Below are 26375 nucleotides of genomic sequence, written 5' to 3' on the forward strand. Positions count from 1 at the left end.
ATGATGATGACTCTATTGATTGAACTTGGTCTGTTGAGTTTTATCTGTCGATAATAAAATTTTATTCAGCGCTCTTCGGTAACTCTGACTCAACCAAAGAAACCCATACTTTGATACCTGTCTCGATAGCATCATCATTGAAGTCATAAGAAGCATTGTGCAGCGGCTTAGAAGGTATGCTGCCATCAACGCCCAACCAAAAATAGGCGCCTTTAACTACCTGACTCATAAATGAGAAGTCTTCAGAAGCCATAGAAGGTTCTACATCGGTATTGACTTTATCAGCGCCCAACGCCTTAGTAGCCGCTTCTTTAATCTCAAGGTAAGCCTGACTGTCGTTGGTGGTTACTGGATAACGAATGTGGTAATCCATCTCGCCTTTGACACCATATAAAAGCGGCAGAGTGGCGACCATTTCTGTGAGCATCTCTTGCATAGATTGGCGTACATCCATATTAAAACTACGAACCGTACCTTTTAAGATGGCGACATCTGGAATCACGTTGGTGGTATCGCCGCTGTTCATTTGCGTCACGCTGATAACGCCAGACTGCAATGGCGAGACGCGGCGAGAGATAATAGATTGGATATTAGTGATTAGTGCAGCACCTGCGGCGATAGGGTCAGCGCCCAAGTGCGGCATAGCGGCATGCGTGCCTTTACCCGTCAATGTAATCTCAAAAGTATCAAAAGAGGCCATCATAGGCCCATTGTTTACAGCGATTTCTCCTACTGGCAGCCCAGGCCAATTATGCAAACCATATACAGCGTCCATCGGAAATTTATCAAATAAGCCATCATCAATCATGGCTTTTGCACCGCCTAACACCTCTTCTGCCGGCTGAAAAACAAAGTGAATGGTGCCACTAAACTCTTTATGTTGGCTTAAGTATTTTGCCGCTCCTAGCAGAACAGAGGTATGACCATCGTGACCACAGGCGTGCATACAGTTTGCATGGGTAGATTTATGCTCAACGTCGTTTTGTTCTGCGATTGGCAACGCGTCAATATCGGCTCTTATACCGATAGTAGGGCCTGCACCGTTCTTTAAAGTGCCCACCACACCAGTGCCACCCAAGCCTTGATGAACTTCAATACCAAAAGATTGTAATTTATCTACGATAAATGAAGAGGTCTTAAATTCTTTGAATCCGAGCTCAGGCTGGCTATGAATCTGTTTGCGCCATTGTTTGACTTCATCTAATAATGCTTCATTAACTGACATTTATTTTTCCCTTTGAGAGTATGTATTGATATACCGACGTTGGCATTGATACGCGCTATCAACTTTTGGACAGCGAAAAACCATCTAATATTTTTGCACTCTTTTATTTTTACCAATAAATAAGCCACTTAAAGTGGCTTATTTATGATGTACTAGAGATATGTTTTCTTGAACAGCTATTGTAACCTATTTTCACGCATACGAATAAAGCCGAGTCGTATTAGCAAGCTTCGTCTTTATCTCTTTTTGAATAGACTTTTTACAGTCGTGCAGATTATAAGCATCTTTTCAGTCGTGTTTGGCCATATAAAACTACCGTCAAATGAGTAGATACTCTATTACGATTCGTTTTGTTATCAGCTTGATTTTATTCCTAGACCCTTATATGAGAAGGCTTTGAGTTTTTCTGTGGCGCTCAATCTAGCTTTATATCTATATTTACCATCATTGCTATACCGTACAAAAATGTAATAACAGTAGAGTCACTGATACTCGGCAGATGCCATTGTCCAAAAATTGGATTATAGTAGATATTAGTAATATTTATTTAAATAACCTAAAGGATACAACGATGAAAACACTAGGAATGTGTATCGTAGCAGGACTCGGATTGAGTGCTTGCGCTACTGGTATGGGTGGCATGGCAACAGGTAATACCAATCAAAATAACAGCTCTGATAACGTCGTCACTCAATACCCAGTTGAGACGGCCCTACTCAATATCTATACCAAACAACGTAGTGAAAAATTGGTCGCTACTGTCGGCGGACAGAGTGTAGCGGCAGATATTCAAATCACTCCTAAAGGCAGCATGCGCTTTAATAATAAAACGGTACAAGGCGCAGAAGTCAGCACAATCAACACAGTGAATCAGCAGATTACGGATCAGTCAGTCGCTATCAATTACTTTACGCTAAATCCGTTGGTGTTCCATGGTTTTACGGATAGTACGGGTGAGTATTCAATCGCTAACCAAACGACAAGTATCCCTAAAATGGCTACTGTAGGCGACTCAAGTCAGCTTATCACTGAAAACGTATATGCTGACAGCAGTATGCGTCAGAAAACCGCCACTTATAAGCAGGACTGGTCGCTCACACAAGATACAAATAGTACAGCGTGGCTCTGTATAGAAACCTCAGGCAATCTACTTTTGACTTCTGATGCTGCAGGTACGTCTTCAGAATGCTATAAAATCAATGCCAAAGGCGATGTTTTGAGTAGTAAAGTCACACTCACTCAGCCTAGTAAAAATGGCGTGTCCAAATCAATGACGTTTATCAGTCAGTAGTGTTCACCTAACTAGTAACGATCAATAGTGTCATATAAAAACAAAAAAAATAGCGCCTCATTAAGGCGCTATTTTTGGATGCTAGGATTGTATTTTTACGAGCGACGGTCATGGTTGTTTCTGTCGTGGCTGTTTTTATTATGATTGTTTTTATTATGACTATTTTTAGCATGAACATTTTTGGCTATTGCTTTGTGCTTAGCAGCCACTACGTTCGCTTTGTGATGTGACTTTGCTGCCTTAACTTTGGCATGCTTATAGTTATTACTCGCTTTATTGTTGCTGTGTTTTTGTTGCTGTACTTGAGCTGAATGATTTTTATCAAAATTAGGTGCAGCATTTGCTTGACCTACCATCGACAAACAAGCAGTAGCGGCTAAAATCGAACTAACTAGTATCTTTTTCATCATTTTATTCCTTTGAACTCATATTTAGAGTAGTTATAGATAATTCACTTAGTGTTAAATGAACTATCCTGATAAAGCTTTACTCTATTGACAAAGAGAATGATAAATGATTCTAGTATTAAGTAGATTTATGAAACTTGAAGAAAGGTTGCGATTGTTACGAGGGCATGCGTGATCAAAGGCATGTTAGGTGTTGGCGTAATGTTTGGTTAAATGACAGTGTATTTACGATTCATCGGTAAGCATCGTAGACAGAATATTTATAAAAACGCGAATGACTAGCTGATTGTTGAAGAATGCAAATACGGACACGGTGAAGTTGCTGGCTAATGTTTAACACGAGCATAGCAATACTTCATACTGCTATGCTCTAAATGTGCTAAACAGACGTTTTCTGCAAAATATAAACCACAAACTTTGCCTCTGTGCTAAATGCTGCTGTTTCTACGGTGGCCAGTAGCGCTTGTCTTTTTTCGCTGCGGGCACGATAAGCATAAGGCGTCATCGTCATCAAATCAGCCAAATCCTCTGCGGATAACGTCAGCTCTGTACTGACACGGCAGGTCTCAACCAACGTAAAATATGGTGCCAATTCTTGCAAGAATTTATCAGAATCATGTTCACGCACATCATCAAATAACGCATCACGCATCGTTGCCAAATGCCCGACATCAGGTTTGGCAATAATCAGATAGCCACCACCCATCAATACACTATCGAATGCCTCGGGCAAAATAGGGCTAAAGATACTACTAATACCCGTCATACTGTGCGGGCGTAACGGTAGATGTGCAGCACTGGTTACTAATGGATACACCGCTGTCGTCTTGGCAGTATCTTCTTTACGTGGCTGATACCATAGACGACCTGCTATTTTACTGACTTTGGCTAGCTCAATCACTGCAGGCTTACTGATGTCAGCGGCTATCAACGTGTCTATAACACCCGATCCCATTTGTGTCATTGCCTGCGTGTAGTAGCCTTCTCCGCAGCCAATATCAAGCCAATTGACTGGCTTGCTATCTTGCCTATCTATTAGCTCATCGTTAGACAATAACTCTGTCATTTTTTGACTAATTAAGTTTTGGAGCGGTGCATAGTGACCATGATTCAAAAACCGCTTACGCGCATCGATAGATTCTTGGCTATCCCCAGGTGCTTTAGACTTTTTCTGTTGTACTGGCAGTAAGTTGACATAACCTTGACGCGCCACATCAAAGGGATGTGAAGTTTGCTTAGGGTGCAAACTACCATCACAGCGCCAAGTATCTGCGGCAGGCTGTAGTGGTGACTGACAAAGTGGACAAATAAATAACGACACGGGCATCTCAAAGTGATAGCAATATGCTTCGCATTTTAACAAAATTCATCTGCCTTGAGCGATAAAAAGCCGTCTCAATCGTGATTGAAACGGCTTTTTGGAGTTTTGCAAATTGATATCTATATAGATATTCGGCTGTTATAGCTTAACGTAGTTTTAGCGTCATTAGCCCAAGGATGACAAGGATAATGGCAATAATCCAAAATCTCGCCACCACTTGTGTTTCTTTCCAGCCAATTTCCTCAAAGTGATGATGCAGCGGTGCCATACGGAAGACGCGTTTTTTGCGCAATTTGTACGAGCCAACTTGCAACATCACCGATAGCGCTTCTGCGACAAACAAACCACCCATAATCGCAAAGGCAATCTCTTGACGGGTCATCACGGCAATAGTACCTAGCATCGCGCCCAGTGCTAGCGCGCCAACATCACCCATAAATACTTGTGCTGGATGCGCGTTGAACCATAAGAAACCAAGGCCTGCTCCGACCATTGAGCCACAGACGATGATGACTTCGGAGTTATAAGGAATATAAGGCACATGCAAGTAATCAGCAAAGCGTACATCGCCTGATACATAGGCCATCGCGCCCAAACCTGCAGCGACGAGAACGACTGGCAAAATCGCCAAACCATCCAAACCGTCGGTTAGGTTGACTGCGTTAGAAGCACCATTAATCACAAAATAGGTAAAGATGATAAAGCCAATACCAAATGGCACCGCTGAAAATGGAATCATCCAGTCTTTGAATACTGGCAATAGCAAATCCTGCATCTCGCGCGTGGTATTGATATCGGGTTGTAGCGTGGCGATATAATACAAAGACACACCGACAAACAGTGCGCCCATAGATAACCAAAAATACTTTTTGCGAGCGATTAAGCCTTTTGGATCTTTATACTTAATTTTTAGCCAATCATCAGCCCAACCTACGGCACCGAAGATAACCATAACCACGAGCAAAATCCAAACATAAGGATTGTTTAATCGTGCCCATAGTAGCGTCGATATACCAATCGCACTGAGAATCAATACCCCGCCCATAGTTGGCGTACCCGTCTTGGCTAAATGCGATTGAGGCCCATCATTACGAATGGCCTGACCATATTTGAGCGATCGCAGGTGCCGAATGACACGGCCACCAAACATCATGCTAAACATAAGGGCGGTAACAACGGCAAGCAATGCTCGCAGCGTCAACGAAGAAACCGCAGAAAACGGCGTATAATACTGGCCAAGCCAGCCGAACAACCAAACTAACACCGCCTACTCCTCTACTAGCGCATGAATAAGTGTTTCCATTCCCATGGAACGAGAGCCTTTGAACAACACAGTACAAGGCTTAGCTTGTTGCGCTTGCAAATATGGCTGTAAATACTGTAATAAACTATCTTTGTCGGCAAAGGCATGAGCACTGATATCAGACACTTCTTGCGCACCCGCAACGGTATAAGGGGCATATTCGCCAACACAAAGCAGCACGTTAATACCTGTGGTCGCAATAGTACGGCCCAAGCTTTGATGCTCACTAATGGCCGCTTCTCCTAACTCACCAATATCGCCCAATACCATCACTTGCGTACCTGTTTGCGCGGCCAATACCTTGGCGGCGGCACGTACCGAATGAGGGTTGGCATTATAAGTATCATCAATGAGACGATGCATACCAAGTATCTGGCTATTTAAACGACCTTTAGCAGGACGCGCATTTTCTAGCCCAATGACGATGTCACTCACTTCAATATTTAGCGCATACGCACAGGCAGCAGCAGCCAAGGCATTATTGACATTGTGCTCACCTGCCAATGGCAAGTTGATATCATGGACTTGGTTACCGATATGTAGCTTAAATTCGCTACGCTCAGGCTCTACGTCTAGATGGCTTGCGCTTACGTCCGTATTACCAAAGCCAATCACATGTGAGGTGTGCTTTTCAGCGATACGACGTAGCTGATTGGTAAAATCATCCTTATCAGGAACAATTGCAAACTGTGCGTCCGTCAACGTATGGTAAATCTCTGCCTTGGTTTGGCAAATACCTTCACGGCTACCAAATTCACCCAAATGCGCTGTACCGATGTTTAAGATACAGGCCACATCAGGCTGAACAATCTCAGTCGTATAGGCAATCTCACCGATATGGTTGGCGCCCAACTCTAAGATAGCATAACGATGATGATCCGACAGCTCAAGCAACATCATCGGTACACCCAAGTCATTATTTAGGTTGCCACGGGTAATTAGTGTTGGCGCCAATCTACCAAAGATACTACCAAGCATTTCTTTGCAAGTGGTCTTGCCGCTAGAACCCGTAATAGCAATCACGGTTAAATCTGTATGTTGCTGACGACGATACGCTGCCAATTGACCTAGCGCCAAACGGGTATCGCTGACCACCAATTGCGGAATAGCATTTGGGCCGGACAACGAGATAGAACGCGAGACGATAGCAGCAACAGCGCCTTTTGATATTGCTGTCTCGATATAATCGTGACCATCAAAATTATCGCCGCTTAGCGCCAAAAATATATCGCCTGGCTTTATCGTACGGGTATCGGTGGCTATACGTTTACTGGACAAGGCAGTCTGCTCTGCATGGCCTTGTGGTATTTGCCACTGCCCATCGAGCGACGCGGTCGCTGCGAGCAGATTGTCCATTTGCCAGACATAGAGCCCTTGCGACTGGGCAGTATTATCGGTGTCGGCTGTCATAATGATTACCTTATATGATGACTACTTAATTTTTATATTTAATGATCAATTTTTACTAATACATGTATCGAAAGCCAATCAATTACACGCGGCCAGCTTGATTCAATGCCTGCTGCAAAACAACACTGTCATCGAAATCATAGCGAACGTTATTAATCTCTTGATAGGTTTCGTGACCTTTGCCTGCGATGACCACGATATCATCTACACCTGAGTGACTAACTGCATATTCAACGGCTTTTTGGCGGGCAGGCTCGATATGGGTTCGTTGATATTGCTCAGCTGTCATACCAGCCTGCATATCTTGCAAAATTACATTCGGGTCCTCGGTACGTGGATTATCCGCGGTCAAAATAACTTGATCAGCACCTGCCAGACCTGCTTGCGCCATCAACGGTCGCTTGCCTGCATCGCGATCTCCGCCGCATCCAAATACTGCCCAAAGCTGACCTTTACAGTGAGTTTTTAAACTTGCCAGCACTTGGCTTAGCGCATCTGGAGTATGCGCATAATCAACGATAAAGCAGCCATCATTTGATGATACACGCTGCATACGCCCAACTGCACCTTGCAACTGTGCAACAGCTGGCGCAATACGCTCGATATTCATAGCCAAGTCAGTATCGAGTGCTACGACAGCTGCTATCGCTGCGAGCAAATTGGCAACATTGAAGCGACCTAATAATGGACTGATAATCTCTATGTTGTCAGCTTTGTCATCGCCAAAATTAGTACGCAGATTTATTTTGACGCCTTGCAGACTGGGTGTGATATCAGCGGCAACAAAAGTAGCAGCTTTTGATGAATTCAAACTGTATGTCCATACCGTCAAACCGCTGGCGTTTGCCATATCTAACATAACCTGAGCGTGCTCATCATCGATATTGATAATGGCATGCGTCAAATCAGGAAAATGTGCTTTATCAAATAGCTTAGCTTTTGCCGCTGCATATTCTGCCATATCAGCATGATAGTCTAAATGGTCACGGCTCAGATTGGTATAAATCGCCACAGACACTGGCATACCTTGTAGACGTTGCTGATCCAACCCATGAGAGCTGGCCTCTAATGCCAATATTTCTGCCTGCTCTGTTCCCATTTGATATAAGAACTGCTGGACAGCTAAAGCATCACCCGTGGTATGACTGGCTTGCACCAGCGCACCAAGTCTACCATTACCTGCCGTACCCATCACCGCGCTACTCTGACCCATCATCTGAATAAGCTGTGCTACTAACTGGCTGATGGTTGTTTTACCATTCGTACCAGTCACCGCAACCACGGTCGGTAGAGTCACTGGCTGCTGATATTGCAGGCGCGCTTGAATTAAGCTACCCAAAAAGTCGCGAATGTTAGGGACGTATAAGACAGGACATGGCAATGCTGCTAGTTGCTGCATACTAGCGATACTATCTGTCTTAGGTTCACTACTGGTATTTGAGGGATTTGTTGCTTCGCTAAGCAAAATACTAGGGTCAATCTCTGAGAGAATAAACGCGGCTTGCTCAGCGGCTTGCAGTAAATAGTCGCGACTTTTTTGAGGGTTGGCTGTTTGACTTTTTAAAAGGACAAATACGTCATTCGCATCCAATTGGCGATTGTCCAAGCGAAACTGTTGAAATGGAATATGGACAATAGATTGGGCTTGATCTGATTCTACCTGATTGGATGCTTCCTGAATCGATGTTGCTATCATCGCTGTAAGCTGCTCAGACAGTTTTTGCTGCTGGCTTTTATTGGCATCTATAAGCTGTTGTAAAGTCACAGTAGCGCTATCTAGCGATGATATAGTCATAGATAAATCCTAAACAGTTAAAACGTGTCAGCTCAGTAGAGCTGGACATTTAAAATAATCGAACGCTTACTGCGCTTCCGTTTTTAGTGGCTTATCCAGAGGCACATTATACAATCGCAATGCTTCTTTCATCACATTATGGAAGACAGGTGCGACCGTTAGACCAGCATAAATCTGACCACGTGGGTCTTCGATAAGCATCACGCCTACCAGCTTTGGATTGGATGCAGGTGCCATGCCAGCAAAGACGTTACGATACTGGTCGGTATAATAACCACCATCTGGATTGATACGGCGTGACGTACCTGTCTTACCTGCCACCCGATATCCATCGATGGCAGCAGCTTTCGCCGTACCACCAGGCTCAGTCACGCTCTCAAGCATCTGTACGATAGACATTGCTTGCTCATGCGCCATAATGCGTTTGCTTGGCTGCGACTTGTCATCTTTGATTAAAGTTAATGGATGCATGACCCCACCTGCTGCTAGGGCTGAGTACGCCTGTGCAACCTGTGCCAGTGTCACTTGTAGACCATAACCATAACTGACCGTCGCACGGCGCGAGGTTTCTTTCTCTTTTGGCGTAACGATCAAACCACTACCCTCACCTGGGAACTGCAAAGGTGTCTTTGAGCCAAAGCCAAACTGTCGTTGCATATTACTAATAGCATCGGCTGGCAGTGATAGCGCAATCTTGGTAGAGGCAACATTACTAGATTTCTGTAGTAGCGTTGCCATGTTAATCATGCCCAAGTTGTTATGATCTCGAATGGTATAGCCACGTACGCGAATCGAACCGGGATTGGTATCAATTAAAGTGGTTGGCGTATATTTACCCGAGTCTAGCGCTGCTGCCACGGTAAACGGTTTCATCACCGAACCCGGCTCAAACACATCTAACAGTGCGCGGTTACGCTGGTTTTCACCCGTCATCTCGTTAAGGTTGTTCGAGTTAAACGATGGCCATGTTGATAGTGCCAGCACTTCACCAGTTTGCACATCAACGATCATACCCGTTGACCAACGTGCTTTTTGCAAACGCCCAGCTTTTTCTAGCTCTTTATACAGCAAATACTGTAAGCGCGAATCAATCGTCAAAGCCACATCTTTACCGGGTACTTCTGGCTCGATTTGTTTGATTTCTTTTAGACTGTTTTGTTTGGCGTCTTTTAGAACCAGTACTTTACCGTCATCACCCGCCAGATCTTTTTCATACTGACGTTCAATACCAGCACGGCCTTCGTAACCGCCTTCGGGATCTTTGGCGTTTTGACCCATAAATCCTAGCAACTGTGCATTAGACTGTGGCTGTGGATAATAACGCTGAAAGAAATTCTTTTCGTAGACACCAGGGAAATCAAGTGAGCTGACGCTTTGGGCAATCTCAGGTGTGACCTTATTAAGCAGTGGCAAATAGTGCGATCCTGCGCCAGATGGCAAAGCAGCTTTTACGGCTTTCTCATCGGTCACATCGATACTGTCATCAATAGCAGTGACTTTCTTTAGTTCATCGACCGAGATATTGGCAGCAGCGGCTAGCTTTGTCAGATCCATATTATCTAAACGCTTTTGCATACGCGCCTGTAATTGTGGACTGCTAGGGTTGGTGATGATAATGCGCTTTAGCTCATAGTATTCACGCGAATAATCATGCGGACTAAACGAAACTGTCGCGAGCGGTGCACTGACCGCAAGCGGTAGATTATTACGATCGGTAATCATACCGCGATAAGATTTTTGGGTGCGCTCACTGGTAATGAGCTCATTACCTTTGTCTTGATAAAACTGTGCATTAGCAACCTGAATATAATAGGCGCGGCTAATCAGTAGCGCTAATATAACCAGCGCTAGACCCCAAACCATACGGAAACGGTTTTTGTCTTGTTCGAAACCACCAAGAGCAGAAGCACCTGACGCTTTACTCGAAAAAACCATTTTACTTTTGCGGTTTTTTACACTGGTATAAGCGCCTTGGGTATCGCTTTTTTTGATGCGACCAAACAATTTGGCCTTACGATTGCTTGCAGCTTTATCGGGCTTGCTACTCGTCTGACCAGACTTAGCCGCACTGGCTCGGCGGAGAGGTTTGGTTACCTTGCCGCTGGCTGGTTTCTTGCTAGTGTTTTTTGCGGTGGATTTAGGCTTTTCTTCACTCATTGTCCTGCCTCCGTCGCTGGTTCTTCAGGAGAGATGTCAGTAGAGGCACGTGGCCCAATCACGTCAGTTAAATCTTCATCTGAGTCTTCCGTAACCACTGGCACCAATGCAGTAGCGACACCAGGCTGGATAATCAGCTTATCCTTTAATGTTGGCGAATACATACCCAATTCAGCAACTGCTCGACTGGCAATCTGCGGTGTGGCGCTAAAGGTTTGCTGCTCAATCAATAGACGCTGATGCTCTACTTGCAGCTTACGTTCTTGTTTTTTCATGTCTTGCAAGGTTTTGTAGTCCTGATGATATTGCTGAACTTCTTCGGCAGTTTTGATACCACTCCATACAATCGTGGCTGCCAATAGCAGTAGCACGACCACATAAATGCTCACCACATTAAACCGGCGCACGAACAGCTCGCCGACATCGGTATTATAAGGTGTAGCAGTGCGGCGATTCGCAGGTTTGTCAGATATTGCCATGACGATCTCAAAAAGGTGAACGTAAACGATAGAGTAGATAACGGATTGCGAAAGATGAACGTGTCATTATTCAGTCATACCATCGATAAATATAAAACCAAAGACACTTATAAGTGTAAAAACCAAACCTAAAAAAACGAATATAAAAATCACATCCGATAGCTGATATATTCAGGAGCCACAAGTCATCACAACTCATGGCTATCAATATGTCATACCAAAACCAAACACGTTGAATGGCTGTACTATATAAAACCATTCAACTATTAAGCAGATAAAAACTAACTGCTGAGCCTAACAGACAATATTTACAGATTTTTAACAGTGGCGTAGCCATTAGGACATTTGCGCATCATTTAGACAAACATTAGCAATCTTAGACAACTCACCAATCTTATTCGACTATGACTTGTAGCATCATGTTGTTCTATGATTTTGTTGTCTGCTCATAAGCTGTGTCAGTACGCGTTGCCATACGCAGCCATGCACTACGCGCGCGCGGGTTCTGACTCGTCTCAGCTTTGCTTGGGCCAACACGTTTTGGTTTGCTAAAATAGCGTGGACGATTCGGCGGCATTGGCAGGTTTTCGTCTTCTGGATACTGCCCTTTGCTATGGCGCTGCAAAAACTGCTTGATACGGCGATCTTCTAATGAATGAAAGCTAATGACCGCAAGCTGCCCACCTGATTTTAAAATAGGAATGCTTTGCGCTAAAAAGTCGTCAACATCGCCCAGCTCATTATTAATAAAAATACGCATGGCTTGAAAGCTTTGTGTGGCTGGATGTTTACCGCGTTGCCAGTTGGGATGCGCCACTTTGATCACTTCTGCCAACTCAAGCGTAGACTCGTAGCTTTCCATCTGTTTGATAGCGCGGGCAATACGGCGGCTATGACGCTCTTCGCCAAACTCATAAAGCACATTGGCCAACGTTTCATCATCGACTTTTTCAAGCCATTCCGCAACTGATTGGCCACGACTGGTGTCCATACGCATGTCTACTGCCCCGTCGCGCATAAAGCTAAAGCCGCGACTACCATCATCAATCTGCGGTGATGAAATGCCCAAATCTGCCATTAATCCATCAACTTCATTGATGCCCATAGCAGCCAGACTGTCGGTCAACGTTGCAAAACTATCATGAACCACACGCACACGGCTGTCTTTGCTTGCCAGCTCTTGCGCCACGCTAATGGCTGTCGGATCTTTGTCAAAGACAACCAGTGTTGCGTCATCGGCGAGTTGACTTAATAGCAGTCGGCTATGGCCGCCACGGCCAAAAGTCGCATCAACATAGATACCACTTATATTTAAGCTATGTTGGTCGCCTGCTTTTTGCTTAGGCAAGGATTTTACACCCAGTACTGCTGCGACAGTCTCTTGCAGTAACACCGCATCATGGACAAAACTCAATTCATCAGACGTGATATCGCCCTCATGACGGGCGTGAGTAACATCCAGATCGACATCTTGCGTAGACGCATCCTTTACAGCAGAAGGATTAGACACTGACTCAGAGAGATCAGCGGCGGCAGAAGGACTGGCTTTCGATTTTGGCTTAGACTTTGATAGGGACACAAACAACTCAATAGATGACGACCATACTGGCCAGTAATTAGATGAAAATAAACAAGTTATGACTTGCTTAGCATTATTATCGCAAGGATACACCTGTAGTCAAGCACTAGAAGGGCTTTTCATTAAAAATATCACATGTCTCTGTTATACTAGCGCTATATTTTACGCTATTTCTTAACATCGACTTCATATCTTTCATCGCTATTTATACTGATAGCTTATATCGATAGCAAACTTTGAGACTTTTACCATGCAAACCTCTACTGACAGCACGCGCCCTGTGCGCACGCGTATCGCCCCATCGCCAACTGGCTTCCCACACGTAGGTACTGCCTATATTGCCCTGTTTAACTTGGCTTTTGCCAAAGCTCACGGTGGCGAATTCATCTTACGTATCGAAGACACTGATCAGACTCGCTCGACTGAGCAATCAGAACAAATGATTTTGGATGCCCTACGTTGGGTTGGTCTGGATTGGAGCGAGGGCCCAGATATTGGCGGCCCACACGCCCCTTATCGTCAGAGCGAGCGCAGCGATATCTATAAAAAGCACGCTGAGATACTCATAGAAAAAGACCATGCGTTCCGCTGTTTCTGTACCAGTGAAGAGTTAGATGCCATGCGTGCTGAGCAAATGGCCAATGGCGAGACCCCTCGTTATGATGGTCGCTGTGCCCATCTTGCCCCAGAAAAAACCGAGCAATTGGTAAGCGAGGGCAAACCGCACGTGATTCGTATGCGTGTACCGACCGAAGGCACTTGTCAGGTACAAGACATGCTACGTGGCACCGTTGAGTTCCCTTGGACTCAAGTCGATATGCAAGTACTGCTAAAAACAGACGGCATGCCAACGTATCATTTAGCCAACGTCGTCGATGACCATTTGATGGAAATCACCCATGTCATGCGCGGTGAAGAGTGGCTGAACTCTGCGCCTAAGCATCAACTACTTTATGATTATTTTGGTTGGGAAATGCCAACGCTTTGCCACATGCCGCTACTGCGTAACCCAGATAAGTCAAAGCTGTCTAAGCGTAAAAACCCAACCTCTATCACCTACTATCGTGATGCAGGCGTGCTACCTGAAGCATTGTTAAACTATCTCGGTCGTATGGGCTACTCAATGCCTAATGGTGCTGAGCAGTTTACGCTAGAAGAAATGATTGCCAGCTTTGATATTCAGCGTGTGTCGCTTGGTGGCCCTATCTTCGATATCGAAAAGCTAAACTGGCTCAATGCAGAATGGCTACGTGCGCTTAGCCCTGAAGAGCTAAAGAATAAAATCCTTGAGTGGGCCAGCAACAGTGACAAACTAACCGCTATCGCAGCCGCAATTCAGCCACGTATCGAGCTATTGTCTGATGCGGTTAATTGGGGTGGTTTCTACTTCCAAAACCTACCTGACATCAATGCTGAGAGCTTCACTCATAAATCACTCACGCCTGAGCAAATTATCGAGATGCTGCAATTAGCACTTTGGCAGTTAGAAGTCTTGCCAACGTGGTCAGAAGAAAACATCTATGCCACGCTAAAAGGCCTTGCCGCTCACCTTGATATTAAGATGCGTGACTTTATGGCGCCGTTCTTTATCGCTATCGCTGGTAGCACCTCATCGACACCAGTCATGAACTCTATGGCGATTATCGGCGCTGACATGACATTGACTCGCTTGCGTCATGCAGTTGATGTATTAGGCGGCCTCGGTAAAAAGAAACTGAAAAAACTTGAGAAACAAGCGGCAGAATTGCCAGATTTCTTAGCTGCTGCTGAATAGTTTAGAAGCTGAATAGCCAGTTGGCTAAACTTGTCGAATGTAAAAGGGTCAGGCCAGTTCTGACCCTTTTTCGTTGTTAGTCAGTACAACTACCCTCGTATTATTAGACATCTTTTATTAAATATTTCAATTGGAAATAAACATGGCCGCCAAAACCGTCACGATAGTAAGCAAAGACTATGTCTTTAATACCCTAAAAGAAGCACAGAAATACTATGATGCCATCATAAAGGAGCTTTTTGACGCAACTTTGACCCTGACCAAGGGCCAAGACTTCGAAGATTTAAAATGGATATACAGCACTTACTGTGGTTACACCAAGCATAATCTAGATAAATTGGGCAAATATGACATCATTGGCGTCAAAGGTATCAGAACGATCCGAGAAAAAGGCGGTCAATATATGCCAACTGAATGCTGTGCGATTATTTTTTCTGATGGTAGCGAAGAAGAGTTTTATACCGATAAAGCCATCAAAGAGATCGCGCTGAAGCAAAATCCACGCTAATTTGGGCTTATTGAGCCTTTAAAATAGGCTAAATCGCTTTTTTTTGCATATTTATGCATTATTTTTAAAATAGTTGTTGACAAGACTGCCGCTCTTACATAAAATACGCACACTCTTAGCGAGGGGCTATAGCTCAGTTGGTAGAGCACTTGCATGGCATGCAAGGGGTCAACGGTTCGACTCCGTTTAGCTCCACCATACTTATTTATAGCAACGCTCAGTATTACTGAAACGTAATAATAAATACTCGCTAGTAGGACGATATCAGCACCTAGGCAATGCTTATTTACTAAGCTATCTGATATTGTGAAGTACCGTTGTAACCACTGGTTATAACACTCTATGCGTCCCCATCGTCTAGAGGCCTAGGACACCGCCCTTTCACGGCGGTAACGGGGGTTCGAATCCCCCTGGGGACGCCACTATTCGGCGTCACTTACTAGCACTTTTGCTTAGCATCAGATTAGACTAGTAAGCGAACAATAAAAAAGCCCAGTCATCATACGGTGACTGGGCTTTTTTATGTCTGTCATTTCTCAACATCCTCTATTCTATTGTCGTTAGCTTATTATTAATCGCTGCTAGCTTACTGTTGATAGCACTATTGCCAACCTATCTAATACTCGTTAATATCGACCTGATAAGCATATTTATAAAATACAGCCACATACTATAAATGATGGGCTTAGCGTAATTAGAGGGAAGTGATTGCGATGTTTGGTATCGAGAATTATCTGGGGTTTATCTTGGCGGCTATTTTGTTAAACCTAACGCCAGGTACGGATAGCATGTACATCATCACCCGTAGTGTCTCACAGGGGCAAACAGCAGGGTTTTATTCTGTTCTTGGCATTACTTCGGGTATTTTGCTACATACGTTATTGGCGGCGCTAGGATTGTCCGTATTACTTGCCAACTCCCCTATCGCTTTCATGATTGTTAAATATATTGGGGCCAGCTATTTGTGTTATTTAGGCTTTAAGATGCTGACGAGTAAAAACTCTAACTCGATAGCAAACAATTTATCCAAAGATCAGAACGTGACTAGCCAAAAGGCTGTAGATGGTTGGCAAATATATAAGCAAGGTGTGTTAACCAATACTTTCAACCCAAAAGTCGCTTTATTCTTCTTGGCGTTCTTCCCGCAGTTTATCGATACTAGTTATGCTTATGGCATGCTGTCATTTTTGATATTGGGGCTGACTTTTGCCACCACAGGCTTTATATGGTGCTTGAGTTTGGCGATGTTGGCGTCAAAGTTCAGCAAAAAGTTAAGAGAGAATCCAAAAATTGAATCCATGATGAATAAAATAAGTGGTGTCGTATTTATGGGGCTAGGAATTAAGCTGTTGACTGAAAAAGCTTGAAGAGTAAAGTAACAAGAAAAAAACATCTTCCATAGAAAAGCCCAATCCCCTACTTTGAAGGAAATTGGGCTTTTTATCATACAAAGATTAACTAACTACTAGCCTGCTTCTTTGCTCTCAGCAGCCAATTGACGTAGTACATAGTGCAATACGCCGCCATGACGCACATATTCGCGCTCTTTTGGCGTTTGTAGACCGACATTTACCTCAAAGGTTTCTGCCGTTCCGTCAGCACGTGTAGCCGTAACCGTGGCTGTTTTGCTCTCACCATTGTCCAGACCCGTGATGCTAAGCACTTCTGAACCATCTAGTTTGTAAGTCTCTGCATTTTGACTATCTTTAAACGTCAATGGCAATACACCCATACCGACTAGGTTTGAACGGTGAATACGCTCAAACGAGCTGGTCAACACCGCTTTTACGCCGAGCAAGATAGTACCTTTAGCTGCCCAGTCACGGCTAGAGCCTGAACCATACTCTGCCCCACCAAGTACGACGAGCGGACGCTTATCTTCTTTATACTTCATCGCTGCGTTATAGATAGGCATTTCTTCTCCATCTTGTAGCGTAGCGCTGTCATCTTTGAAGTAGTAGGTATAACCGCCTTCTTTACCGCCCATCATGGTATTTTTGATACGGATGTTGGCAAAGGTACCACGAGTCATGACTGCATCATTACCACGGCGTGAACCATAGCTATTGAAGTCTGCTTCCATCACACCGCGCTCTTGCAAGTACTTACCTGCTGGTGAGTCTGGATCGATATTACCTGCTGGCGAAATATGATCGGTGGTGATGGAATCACCAAACAGACCTAGGATACGCGCGCCTTCGATATCAGGGATACCTTCTGGCTCCATGGTCATACCATCAAAGAACGGTGGGTTTTTAATATAGGTCGACCCTTCATCCCATGGATATAGTTGGCTATCCGCTGAACTAATTGCGTTCCACGCTGCACTACCGTCAAATACTTCGCCGTAGTTTTTGCGGAACATATCAGCATCAATATTGTTGGCAATCAACTCGTTGATCTCTTCCGAGGTTGGCCAGATATCTTTTAGGAATACATCATTGCCATCTTGATCCTGTCCTAGCGGATGGGTCGTTAGATCGATATCGACTGTACCGGCTAGCGCGTAGGCAACGACCAACGGTGGTGATGCCAAGTAACTGGCTTTGACATGCGAGTGAATACGACCTTCAAAGTTACGGTTACCAGACAGTACTGCCGCCGCGACCAAATCATTTTCTTCAATGCCTTTTTCGATCTCTTCTGACAATGGTCCTGAGTTACCGATACAAGTGGTACACCCATACCCTACTAGGTAGAAGCCCGTTTTTTCTAGCTCATCCATCAGATGGGTCTTTTCTAAATAGTCGGTGACCACTTTAGAACCCGGTGCGAGCGATGTCTTAACCCAAGGCTTGGCTTTAAGCCCTTTGGCAGCCGCTTTTTTGGCCACTAGACCTGCACCAATCATTACTGCTGGGTTTGAAGTATTAGTACAAGAAGTAATAGCAGCAATAACTACCGACCCGTCTCGTAGTTTGTGTTGTTTGTCATCGATGCTGACATTTGAGAAGACATTGTTTGCTGGCGCATAACTTGCATTGTCATCACTGGTATCAACTTCGATATTCGGCTCAGCAGCTAAGTGTTCAGCTTGCTCTTGCTCACCGCCTTCTTGATCAAAGCGTACTTTGGCTTCTACTTCTGACTTGCGATCTTTGGTCATTTTCTCTAGCGTTTCACCAAACTTCTCATGCATATCAGACAAATTGATACGCTGCTGTGGCAAGTTCGGACCAGCAAGTGCTGGCTGTACTGACGACAGATCTAGTTCTAACTTGCTTGAATAAGTCGCCGCAGGTGTATCGGCATCGTGCCATAAGCCTTGCGCCTTAGCATATTTTTCAACCAGCTCAATCTGTGCTTCGTCACGACCTGACAGACGCAAGTAATCAATCGCCATTTGGTCAATTGGGAAAATACCACAAGTCGCACCATACTCTGGTGACATATTGGCAATGGTAGCGCGGTCCGCTAGCGGCATACTGTGTAAGCCTTCGCCATAAAACTCGACGAACTTACCTACCACACCATGTGCACGCAGCATTTCAACCACACGTAGTACCAAATCGGTTGCCGTGACGCCTTCAGTTAGCTTGCCTTTTAGCTCAAAACCGACCACTTGTGGAATCAGCATTGATGACGGTTGGCCTAGCATCGCAGCTTCAGCTTCGATACCGCCCACACCCCAACCAAGTACACCGATACCATTAATCATCGTGGTATGGCTATCTGTACCAAATACTGTATCTGGATAAGCTGTCAGCTCACCATCGACGTCTGCCGCCATCACCACACGGGCTAAATATTCAAGGTTAACCTGATGCACGATACCTGTCGCTGGTGGTACCACGACGAAGTTTTCAAAGGCTTGCTTGCCCCAATGCAAAAACTCATAGCGCTCATTGTTACGCTTAAATTCAATTTTTTCATTCAAATCTAGCGCATCTTCGCGGCCATAAGCATCGACCTGTACAGAGTGATCGACGACCAGCTCACTAGGGATAAACGGATTGATCTGCTCAGCCTTTCCACCAAGCTCGACAACTGCATCACGCATCGCCGCCAAATCAACCACCGAAGGCACACCAGTGAAATCCTGCAATACCACACGCGCTGGCATGAAAGCGATTTCTTTTGACGCCTCAGCCCCTGCATCCCAGTTGGCAACCGCTTCGATATGGTTTTTGCCAACCGACTGGCCGCCATCTTCGTTACGCAATAGGTTTTCTAATACCACTTTCATACAAAATGGTAGTGTCTTGATATGCTCGTAAGTTTCGGTCAGCTTTGGCAGGCTGTAGTAGGCATGCTCCTTGCCAGCAACCGAAAGGGTGTCTTTTACATCAAAAATATCACTCATGATAGCTTCCTTATCGTTGTTATAAATCCTGGACATAAATTATTATAAGTTTATGTATGACTGGTGGCTCAATAAATGATTGATCTGTCTTGAATCAATATCGCAGTTTCGCAAAACTGTCTGATATGAGTCAGTGTTAACAAGAGAGATAATCATATCTGTAGTGATTAACAGAAACTCCCTTTTACCATAACAAACATACAAGGCTTTGTTAACGTCTGGACGTTGTCGAATCGTGGCACAATCGTAAACGTAACAACGGTTTAGCGAGCTATCTTTAAGTAACTTCTTTCTATTTAGTTTTTGTCTTTTTTACGTCGTCCACTGCGGAACACGTAGCTGTCTTCATAGAAGTCAGTATTGGCATTTTCTGCCCAAAAATGCGGCACCCCCAAGATAGGTAACGGCGCAAGCTGGCGCGGTTTGACGTCATCATTGGATAATAATGTATCCATGTATTTGGCAACCTTGTCATCCAAATAGCGCATACGTTCAGCTAAGGATAAGGTAAAGAATTCTTGTGCAACGTGAATGACAATGCTGTGAGCGCATAGAGGTTTACGTGGGTGTACCAACTGCTCAAGCAGGGCATGGCCAAAGATATAGACTGCGGCTTGAGCGCTGTTATCAGGCTGAGTTGGGTTGTTCCATTTAGCACGTGGTTTCACCAAACTTGCCTGCCAGTCAAAATCAACTAATGCTTTACCGATACTAGCATCAGAAGTCACTAGCACTGCGCCATTCTCATCAAAGACAGTAATAGTGTCGCGCACACGCCCTCGACGCTCACTGATGCCTTGCTTTTCGATTTCTAGCATATGATAGTAATTGAGCACAGCCTTAGTCTTCGGATAGGTCAGCCAAATGCTGCCATTAAACAAGTCATGCAAATTATCCCGTGTTGGGATATTGCCAGTTGTGCCGATGAAATGCTCATAAGCCTCCCCTTCAGGCAATGCATTTTGAGAGACGAATTGTAGCGTTTGAGATTTGTGGTCATGAGCAGGTTTGGTACACGGTAACGGCTGTTGCAAGTGATTAACCTGCTGCGTCATCGCCGTTTTTAAGACTTTGGCAATCGTGTCAGGCGTATTGGTGCCAGAAGCATTTATATTGTGCTCATATAGACTTTTCACATTATCCAAACCTTCTGAATCATTCAAACCATCCAAGCTATTTCTCTGTGATTTCGAGCGACTAAGCCGCTCAATCGTGTTGCTGATATAACTCAATTGAGTAATATGCGACAACCAAGGCACTTGCCAGTCAATGGTAGCAAAGCTGTTATCAAGCTGACCTTCTACTACAGGTAGCTGCTTAGTATGAGTGTCAGAGTTAAGTGTGGCGGGTAAATCATTGGCAGGCATAGAAGCTCTCTCTTACAGGCTATCTCTATTAGACGTATGGACGGTCTATGGTATCATGGTGCGCTTTTTTACTGCTAGATACGCCGCTCGAAAGGACTTTTTGAGCGCTATGGATGAATGATTTTTATGGCAAATTTTAATACCCACTTAAATGTCGCATTTATGGTCAGCGGCACACTGAGTTTGACGGTTTATAAAGCTGGATTGATTGATGATTCAGGGTTTTTGGTGTGCGTAGCGCTTGGTACTATTGGTGGGTTGCTGCCAGACTTGGATTCTGATAATTCAACACCGATTAAGCTCGGTTTTAATATCACCTCGTTTATATTTGCCTTTGGGCTGGTCATGCATTGGCGTAGTGACTTGAGCTTACTGGCATTAATAGTATTGTGGCTGGCAGGCTACGGTTTTATGCGTTACGTGGTTTTTCATATTTTTACTACTATGACGGTGCATCGCGGCGTCATCCACTCTGTGCCGTATATGGCGATACTGGGATTGGGTCTGACGTGCCTAAGTTATTATGGCTTGCACCTACCGCTGACGACCAGTTGGTTTTATGGGCTGTTTTTATTTGGTGGCGCAATGGTGCACTTATCATTGGATGAACTGTATAGCGTCAATCTGTCCAATATGAAAATGAAACGCTCATCGGGCACAGCAATGAAGTTTTATCAGCCAAAAGATAAATGGTGGTATCTGCTCTTGTATACCATTCTGGCGCTACTGGTGTATGCCGCCCCACCTTTTGAGATGTTTTGGTCACGACTAAGCGATCCTTCTGCATGGGCGCAGCTCAAAGTCGGCATATTGCCAGAATTAATAAAAAGCATGCTGCAATAAAGTTAGCACAAGGTTACTAAGCCTAAACGAATAAGCCCAAACAAAAATTAGAGTAAAACATGCAATCTTACCCAGATACTTGCCCTTGCCAAATCAATCTAACAGCAGAGACGGCAGACGCTCCACTATCCTATCAAGACTGCTGCCAGCCTTATCATGATGCTTTTTATAATGATGAGGTTGGCAAAGCAGATGGTATAAAAGCGGAGACAGCCGAACGGCTTATGCGCACGCGCTATAGTGCCTTTGCATTGGTGAAACCAGAATATATCGTCAAAACCACAGTGCCTGCTCAGCAAGCATTACTTGATGTTGCAGCGATTGAGAGTTGGGCAAAAGAAACCGATTGGGCAGGATTAGAAATCGTAGAGCACACGCCAAAGCTTGGTAAACGTCATGCACAGGTTGAATTTAGGGCTTACTTTAATGCCAAAGATAATGCAGTTGATTTAGCAGAAAAAATACAGGCGCATCATGAGCTGTCCACCTTCGTAAAGGTAAAAGACAAGGCTAATAACGATATACGCTGGTACTTTTTAGATCCGACGGCTGCGATGACTATGACGCAAAAGCAACCGTGTATTTGTGGATCTGGTGAGAAGTTTAAGCGGTGTTGTGGAGAGTATGTGTAGCCGACTGAACATCAATAAGCTCTAAGCTTTTGACACTTTCAATAAAAGACACAATCTCATTGGTGGTTTGTTCAATCCACTGTTCTCTGTCGTCTTTATCAACCAATTTATATAAATTGCTTGGTTTTTTAAAATTTATTGGTGTGTTCGGTAATATATTTACGCCTAAAAACCATTTACTCTCACTCATACGACTATTTGGATATGAGTTACTTATTCCACTCGCTAAATCGATAAGAGAACTTGGATATTGAAGACGCATCTTATTTTGAGAAATAGTCATACCGTAGTAAATGTTTTCATTAATTTGTATAAAGCAATGAATATCATATGCCTTTGTCGTACCAATTTTACATCGTATCCCATATAGCTTCGAAGAATTTCTGGGTTTGTAGTAATGCTTGACCGCTACTCTAAAATCGCATACTTGTAATTTTTTATCACAAAATTCAAAAGTATAGCCTTTTGCTTTTAAAGCCTCTTGCAGGCCTTCCCACACTTTCCTTTGTAAATCAATTTGAAAGTTGACGAACGACTCACTCAGCTCATGTGCCAGCTTAAAATTTTCTTTTTGGTATAACAGTTCAATATGCGCTTGTTTCATTTTTGCCGACCTTGTATCACCTGTTAATTTGCCCACCAGCCTTCTATATTGCAATAATGTTTGCTCAATATGTGGATAGGGTTTTGCCTCAGCAATACAAGCATCTAACCAGTTTACAATATCCTCTTTATAGCTGATTTGCACAAAATCAATATCTTCTAACTTCCCTCTACCATAAGCACTAACTGGATCACCATATTTATTTAAATATAAGATATAGATATTTTCTGATGTATAGCCCATATTTTTACAAGCTTCATAATAACGTTGGAGCTGTTTTTCTTGGTCATAAGCGTGGATTTTGTTTTCAATAACGATGATATTTTCGTGGTTTTTTAAAACGATATCTATGCGACCAGAGTTTGTGATAGCCACTTCAGTCTGACACATATAAGGCTGATTTGGACAAAGTGGCAAACGTTCCCACTTTTGCGTTTCGACCGCTACGTTTAATACTTGGTCGATAAATAGCTTTTGAAAGGCATCCATGCCGTGGCTACCTGTAGGACTTAAAAGCGCCGCTAAAAACTTAGAATGCAGACCCACTTCTTCATCATCTCTTCTTAAGATGGAGAATACATTAAAACCATATTTTGTATTAGATGCGTCTTCTGTCGCTGCCTGCTCGATTTTTTCCAATGCTTGAAAAAGATTGTTGTAGACCATAGTCACTCGTTGTTTTTAATAGGTGCCAATATTAACTGCTACGCTTATCCTAAACACTCGCTCCAACGGCTCGTGCAATCGCAATGCCTTCGTCCACTGTTAAAAACTTGCGCTGACTTGGGCTGTCTTTATAAATGACATCACCATCTTGAAATATTAAGCATTCATTGACGGCGAGCTGCTGCCATTTCTCATTTTCAGTAAGGGGAACAGTTACCAAAATAGTGACTTTATCCGTATCTGTAGTCACATCACCAAAGTTAATCGCCATATCATCATCAGCGAGTTTGGCTTCACCAAATGGCGCTTTACGCGTGAGATAAAACAATAAGCTACCTGCATAAGCCAGTTGCCACCTACCATTGGATATTAAGCAATTAAATAGACCATTGGCCGATAGATAACGACATTGCGTGGTCAAAAAATTAAACAGCGTCTTGTCATCAGGACGCGATTTAAAGCTACTCTTTAGACGATTAACCAAATAACAGAATGCCATTTCAGAGTCAGTTGAACCGACTGGCTGACAGTGTGAGGCATTACCGTTGTCTTGCAAGCGCTGACAGCGTTTGATAAATTCGCTATTCATCTGTCCATTATGAGCAAATACCCACTGCTCGCCCCAGACTTCACGGACGAATGGATGGGTGTTTGCCAAGCAGTTCTGCCCTTGTGTCGCCTTACGAATATGCGCAATAACATTCATGGCTTTGATTGGGTAATTGTTAACCAAATCAGCGACTGGCGACAGATGGCTTGGGCGATTATCATGAAACAGACGCAAGCCCGTTGAGTCATTTGCCGTCTCATCGTTCGTTTTGTCATTATTGCTACATTCGCTGCGCTCAAAAAATGCAATACCAAAGCCATCTTCATGACTGTCCGTCATCCCGCCGCGCTTGCGAAAGCCTGCAAAGCTAAAGCCAATATCCGTTGGGGTATTACAGTTCATTCCTAAGAGTTGACACATTTAATCGTTACCGCCATTGTTATTATTAAGCGAATCATCGTTTATGATCGGTTCATCATTTATTGTCGGGTTGCCTTGGGAAGTGTTACTTTGAGCAGCAGATAGCGCATCAAAGTCAGCATCACTCATCTCATCAAGCAAAGCGGCACCATCAGTTGGGATGGTATCCAAAATGCGCTGAGCTTCTGCCAGATCGGTACTTTCTACCCAGAGAACGATACCAGAGTTCATACCTGGGATAGCGCTTAGCGGCTGCAAGGACACGGTAATGCCGTTATTACGTAGTAGGTTGGCGTGCAGTTCACCTTGCATATTGGTATCGTAGCGCGCCAGTTTGTGCCAGTTATCAACTTGATCGGTCATGGGGTCGCCTCTAAGGTTTCGGTAATAAAATTAGTACTAGCATTGATACTAGAATAAATGAATCAGCAATGCTTAAGACAATTGATCTAGCGTATATTCTTTGATTGCAAACTCACTACTATTTAATGTTTCCTGCGCTTGCTCAGCTTGCGTAATACTGCTAAATACGCCGACTATCTGATTGTTTGGTTTGTTTAATAGTACAAATACGGTATTTTGCGACTTTTCAACATGCGCCCAATGATAAGCGGCCAAACGTTTCATCAAGTCAGGGTTCTTGACCATGATGTTATCACCCGTACGACCTTCGGTACGATTGTAGTGAATCACATTTAGGCGTAATAACCAGAAAATCACTGCTGCTTTTGCCAGCATAACAGGTAGTGCACGCTTTTCATCACTGTTTAGCGGGCGGATCGATTCATAACCTTGTAAGAACGCCGCCATTTTACTGCGATCAAAGTTAACGGATTCGCCTTGTTCTGCAACGCCCCACGTGGTACAAAAATCATTTATGGTAATGGCAATATCCATCACATAGTGCTCGACACTGACTTCAGTAAAGTCCAATAGACCTGTCAGACGCGCTTCGCCTTTTTGTAAGTTCCATAAGGTATTGTCAGCAAACATATCTAAATGACACAGACCTTTTGGCAAAGTTGCCAGTGGTAATTCTGAATAAGAGCGCCAGATATCGCTCATCAGCTTGGCTTCGTCACCTGGCATAAACTGCATTTCACGGTCACGCACCTCTGCCCATGGGTACAAAGGCACGCCGTACTGCTCGCTTGGTTGTAGTGCTTGTAGCGTTTCATGCAGCATTGCTAATGCCGCGCCAATATCATGACACATCGCTTGCGTGGTTTGATCAGGATGTGAGCCTACTAAACATGGCACTAGCGTAATCGCTTTGTCTTCATAGTGGATGACATAACGCTTATCGTCGCCATCCGTTTGCGAACCATTTGATTCAATGACGGCTAATGGTGCAGCGACTGGTAACTTGCCATTCAATTGATTAAGAATAACGGCCATTTTTTCGATATCAGCGGGCGGACGCTCTTCAAACAAAGTGAATACGTAAGAGTATGTGCCATCTACATCGTCAGTCGTTTGAATAAACCAGTTTGAGTTTTTAATACCTTGAGTGATCGGAATCGCGCGGGCAAAAGACACGCCAAAGCTTTGGCAAAAGGCGGCAAACTGATCATCGGTTAACTGGGTATAGACGGACATGACATCTCACTTATAGCAATTGGATAAGAAGTTAAATAGGATAAATTTATGCGGTAATGACAGCAATTGTACCGCGCATGATAAAACTATGGTGAAAAGCGTAATAATCTTGCGAAAACCTGCCTGAAATAGCAGTGATTTT

Annotated in this window: 21 protein-coding genes and 2 tRNA genes; 8 read left to right on the forward strand and 15 right to left on the reverse strand. The window is 44.0% G+C overall.

Translation table 11 applies throughout. The annotated features are described in order from the left end of the window. Positions 1 to 61: 61 nt before the first annotated feature. The gene (locus tag V6252_RS10385) at positions 62 to 1225 is read right to left on the reverse strand and encodes a M20 aminoacylase family protein (protein ID WP_341610351.1); all 1164 of its coding nucleotides are present in this window, start codon (positions 1223 to 1225) and stop codon (positions 62 to 64) included. A 571-nt stretch (positions 1226 to 1796) separates the two neighbouring features. On the opposite strand from V6252_RS10385, the gene V6252_RS10390 reads away from it, so the two are divergent. Next, positions 1797 to 2516, forward strand: coding sequence for a hypothetical protein (locus tag V6252_RS10390; protein WP_341610352.1), 720 nt, complete (start codon positions 1797 to 1799; stop codon positions 2514 to 2516). Between the two features lie 95 nt (positions 2517 to 2611). Here V6252_RS10390 and V6252_RS10395 read toward each other — a convergent pair whose 3' ends face one another. The 8 genes from V6252_RS10395 to rsmH all read right to left on the reverse strand — a co-directional run bounded on the left by V6252_RS10395 (position 2612) and on the right by rsmH (position 12850). Then, positions 2612 to 2923, reverse strand: a complete 312-nt coding sequence (locus tag V6252_RS10395) for a hypothetical protein (RefSeq protein ID WP_341610353.1) — start codon at positions 2921 to 2923, stop codon at positions 2612 to 2614. 379 nt (positions 2924 to 3302) lie between these two features. Next, on the reverse strand, positions 3303 to 4250 hold the full coding sequence (locus V6252_RS10400) for a putative RNA methyltransferase (RefSeq protein ID WP_341610404.1): 948 nt from the start codon (positions 4248 to 4250) through the stop codon (positions 3303 to 3305). 139 nt (positions 4251 to 4389) lie between these two features. Further along, positions 4390 to 5508 (reverse strand): phospho-N-acetylmuramoyl-pentapeptide-transferase, encoded by a 1119-nt coding sequence (gene mraY / locus V6252_RS10405; protein WP_057762045.1) that lies wholly within the window; start codon positions 5506 to 5508, stop codon positions 4390 to 4392. A gap of 3 nt (positions 5509 to 5511) precedes the next feature. Beyond that, entirely contained in the window at positions 5512 to 6957 is a 1446-nt protein-coding gene (locus tag V6252_RS10410; protein WP_341610354.1) for a UDP-N-acetylmuramoyl-tripeptide--D-alanyl-D-alanine ligase, read from the reverse strand. Between the two features lie 82 nt (positions 6958 to 7039). After that, positions 7040 to 8752, reverse strand: coding sequence for a UDP-N-acetylmuramoyl-L-alanyl-D-glutamate--2,6-diaminopimelate ligase (locus V6252_RS10415; protein ID WP_341610355.1), 1713 nt, complete (start codon positions 8750 to 8752; stop codon positions 7040 to 7042). Positions 8753 to 8818: 66 nt separating this feature from the next. Beyond that, positions 8819 to 10909: a penicillin-binding protein 2 gene (locus V6252_RS10420; RefSeq protein WP_341610357.1), complete on the reverse strand. Its 2091-nt coding sequence runs from the start codon at positions 10907 to 10909 to the stop codon at positions 8819 to 8821. Next, positions 10906 to 11388 carry a cell division protein FtsL gene (gene ftsL, locus V6252_RS10425; RefSeq protein WP_201569283.1) on the reverse strand — a complete coding sequence of 161 codons (483 nt, stop codon included), beginning with the start codon at positions 11386 to 11388 and terminating at the stop codon, positions 10906 to 10908. Before ftsL ends, V6252_RS10420 begins: the two co-directional genes overlap by 4 nt. A gap of 427 nt (positions 11389 to 11815) precedes the next feature. Continuing rightward, complete coding sequence (gene rsmH / locus V6252_RS10430; protein ID WP_425355878.1) at positions 11816 to 12850, reverse strand: 16S rRNA (cytosine(1402)-N(4))-methyltransferase RsmH; 1035 nt, start codon at positions 12848 to 12850, stop codon at positions 11816 to 11818. Positions 12851 to 13217: 367 nt separating this feature from the next. Here rsmH and gltX point away from each other — a divergent pair, with 367 nt between their 5' ends. The 5 genes from gltX to V6252_RS10455 all read left to right on the forward strand — a co-directional run bounded on the left by gltX (position 13218) and on the right by V6252_RS10455 (position 16616). Further along, complete coding sequence (gltX, locus tag V6252_RS10435) at positions 13218 to 14741, forward strand: glutamate--tRNA ligase (RefSeq protein ID WP_341610359.1); 1524 nt, start codon at positions 13218 to 13220, stop codon at positions 14739 to 14741. 142 nt (positions 14742 to 14883) lie between these two features. After that, positions 14884 to 15249, forward strand: a complete 366-nt coding sequence (locus tag V6252_RS10440) for a hypothetical protein (protein ID WP_341610360.1) — start codon at positions 14884 to 14886, stop codon at positions 15247 to 15249. Between the two features lie 122 nt (positions 15250 to 15371). Then, a tRNA-Ala gene (locus V6252_RS10445) sits at positions 15372 to 15447 on the forward strand. A gap of 148 nt (positions 15448 to 15595) precedes the next feature. Continuing rightward, positions 15596 to 15671: transfer RNA gene (locus tag V6252_RS10450), tRNA-Glu, on the forward strand. A 291-nt stretch (positions 15672 to 15962) separates the two neighbouring features. After that, positions 15963 to 16616, forward strand: coding sequence for a LysE family translocator (locus tag V6252_RS10455; protein ID WP_341610361.1), 654 nt, complete (start codon positions 15963 to 15965; stop codon positions 16614 to 16616). A gap of 98 nt (positions 16617 to 16714) precedes the next feature. Here V6252_RS10455 and acnA read toward each other — a convergent pair whose 3' ends face one another. After that, the gene (gene acnA, locus V6252_RS10460) at positions 16715 to 19552 is read right to left on the reverse strand and encodes an aconitate hydratase AcnA (protein ID WP_341610362.1); all 2838 of its coding nucleotides are present in this window, start codon (positions 19550 to 19552) and stop codon (positions 16715 to 16717) included. A gap of 296 nt (positions 19553 to 19848) precedes the next feature. Further along, positions 19849 to 20919 carry a DUF3025 domain-containing protein gene (locus V6252_RS10465; RefSeq protein ID WP_341610363.1) on the reverse strand — a complete coding sequence of 357 codons (1071 nt, stop codon included), beginning with the start codon at positions 20917 to 20919 and terminating at the stop codon, positions 19849 to 19851. Positions 20920 to 21045: 126 nt separating this feature from the next. Between V6252_RS10465 and V6252_RS10470 the strand changes: the two genes are divergently transcribed. Then, positions 21046 to 21762 carry a metal-dependent hydrolase gene (locus tag V6252_RS10470; protein WP_101205981.1) on the forward strand — a complete coding sequence of 239 codons (717 nt, stop codon included), beginning with the start codon at positions 21046 to 21048 and terminating at the stop codon, positions 21760 to 21762. 59 nt (positions 21763 to 21821) lie between these two features. After that, positions 21822 to 22394: a YchJ family protein gene (locus V6252_RS10475; RefSeq protein WP_341610366.1), complete on the forward strand. Its 573-nt coding sequence runs from the start codon at positions 21822 to 21824 to the stop codon at positions 22392 to 22394. Here the strand turns inward: V6252_RS10475 and V6252_RS10480 are convergent. The 4 genes from V6252_RS10480 to V6252_RS10495 form a co-directional block, all read right to left on the reverse strand. Then, positions 22366 to 23664, reverse strand: coding sequence for a PD-(D/E)XK nuclease family protein (locus V6252_RS10480; protein WP_341610367.1), 1299 nt, complete (start codon positions 23662 to 23664; stop codon positions 22366 to 22368). The two genes, V6252_RS10475 and V6252_RS10480, sit on opposite strands and share 29 nt — an antisense overlap. Before the next feature lie 49 nt (positions 23665 to 23713). Beyond that, entirely contained in the window at positions 23714 to 24634 is a 921-nt protein-coding gene (locus V6252_RS10485) for a class II glutamine amidotransferase (RefSeq protein ID WP_057762068.1), read from the reverse strand. After that, on the reverse strand, positions 24635 to 24997 hold the full coding sequence (locus tag V6252_RS10490; RefSeq protein WP_341610369.1) for a hypothetical protein: 363 nt from the start codon (positions 24995 to 24997) through the stop codon (positions 24635 to 24637). Positions 24998 to 25069: 72 nt separating this feature from the next. Next, positions 25070 to 26233, reverse strand: a complete 1164-nt coding sequence (locus tag V6252_RS10495; protein WP_341610371.1) for a homoserine kinase — start codon at positions 26231 to 26233, stop codon at positions 25070 to 25072. Positions 26234 to 26375: the final 142 nt, after the last annotated feature.

It is taken from the genome of Psychrobacter proteolyticus (assembly GCF_038155145.1).
Lineage (GTDB): Bacteria > Pseudomonadota > Gammaproteobacteria > Pseudomonadales > Moraxellaceae > Psychrobacter > Psychrobacter proteolyticus_B.